1 protein-coding gene and 1 pseudogene are annotated in these 1,768 nt (G+C 44.8%); one reads left to right on the plus strand and one right to left on the minus strand.

All coding sequences use genetic code 11. The features are described 5' to 3' along the window. Window positions 1-223 precede the first annotated feature (223 nt). Entirely contained in the window at window positions 224-1,354 is a 1,131-nt protein-coding gene (locus tag F8R90_RS05245) for a histidine phosphatase family protein (RefSeq protein ID WP_442946739.1), read from the plus strand. Window positions 1,355-1,358: 4 nt separating this feature from the next. On the opposite strand, the pseudogene F8R90_RS32660 reads toward F8R90_RS05245, so the two are convergent. Beyond that, window positions 1,359-1,768 (minus strand): annotated as a pseudogene (locus F8R90_RS32660) (hypothetical protein); the annotation flags it as partial.

The raw sequence follows: 1,768 nt of genomic DNA on the forward strand, positions 1-1,768 counted from the left end.
GGCAGGGGACAGGGGGCAGGGGAAAAGGTGCAAACCAAGCCGAATTGTGGGCAAAAGCCCCTCTGCTCCTTGTCTTTCTTGTTTGAGAGCAACACCCCTTGTAGGTGGTTTTTCCCCCTGCTCCCTGCTCCCTGCTCCCCTGCTTTTTCACGAGAAGGGAGTAGGAAATGAGGAAGACAAGAAAAATCCCCAATCCAAAATTGACTCAACCCGTGTAATTTTAGTGCGTCATGGTCAGAGTACCTACAATGCCCAAAAGCGCTATCAAGGAAGTTGCGATGATTCAGTGTTAACTGAGAAGGGGCGCAGCGATGCTTACCAAACTGGGGTTGCTCTCAAAGGAATAGAATTAGATGCAATTTATATAAGTCCTCTCCGACGAGTCAAGGAAACTACATTTGAAATTCTAGAAGGGATGGAAGTAGAGGAGCAGAAGAGAATATTTACATCTTCCTATCTCAAAGAAATCGATATGCCCACATGGCAGGGACTGACATACAAATACGTACAAGAAAACTTTGCGGCAGATTATCGCTGCTGGAAGGAGCGACCACATGAGTTTCAGATGGCAGAACCGCAGCCAGAAAAGCATTTAAAAACAACAGGTGTAGCGGTTGCAACATGTGTACAATGCTATCCCGTACTAGATTTGTACGATCGCGCCCATCAATTCTGGCAGGAAATTCTGCCGCGTCATGTTGGCAAGACTATTCTAATTGTCAGCCACAGTGGCACAATTCGCGCATTAATCAGTACTGCGATCGCCATGAAATGTGAAAAATATCATGTCCTCCAGCAATCAAACTGTGGCATCAGCATTCTGAATTTTCCTACACCCGGTGAACAGCAAGGGCGACTGGAGGCAATGAATATTACCACCCATTTAAGTGAAATCATCCCCAAGCTAAAGAACGGTAAACAAGGTCTGCGTCTACTTGTAGTACCAGCCACAGGCACAGCGCCACATTTAATTCATCAGCTAGCTGAACGCTTTCAGACAATACCAATAGATTTTAGTCTCAGCAGTGATTTGGATAGTTCCCAACAAAACGCCGAGCAACTGCTTAAATATCATCCAAAAACCGTGCAACTTCAAGTACTGCGGCAAGATTTTCTCGCCATCTGGCAGCAAAACCTCTTATCTAAACGCGCCGTAGTGCCATCAAATGACATAGATTTAACCCGTCCCACAACTGGATTAGTAGTTGCTTCTCCCTCCGTCATCGAAAATATGCTGGTTCATATCTTGGACACTTCACCAAAGTATTTGCAAGTGATTCCCGACACTCTTAGCGTTGTTTATTATCCTCTAAAAAGCTCTTTCCCTGTGTTGCAAGCCATGAATATTACTTAATTTGTCATTTGTCATTGGTTAAAGGCTCAATTTCCGAGTTCAGAGGCTCAACGTTCAAGCTAAAAGGCTCAACTTTCAAGCTAAAAGGCTCAACGTTCAAGCTAAAAGGCTCAACGTTCAAGCTAAAAGGCTCAACGTTCAAGCTAAAAGGCTCAACGTTCAAGCTAAAAGGCTCGACGTTCAGGCTAAAAGGCTCAACGTTCAAGCTAAAAGGCTCAACGTTCAAGCTAAAAGGCTCAACGTTCAAGCTAAAAGGCTCAACGTTCAAGCTAAAAGGCTCGACGTTCAGGCTAAAAGGCTCAACGTTCAAGCTAAAAGGCTCAACGTTCAAGCTAAAAGGCTCAACGTTCAGGCTAAAAGGCTCAACGTTCAGGCTAAAAGGCTCAACGTTCAGGCTAAAAGGCTCAACGTTCA

The sequence above is a fragment of the Nostoc sp. NZL genome, assembly GCF_015714705.1.
Lineage (GTDB): Bacteria > Cyanobacteriota > Cyanobacteriia > Cyanobacteriales > Nostocaceae > Nostoc > Nostoc foliaceum_A.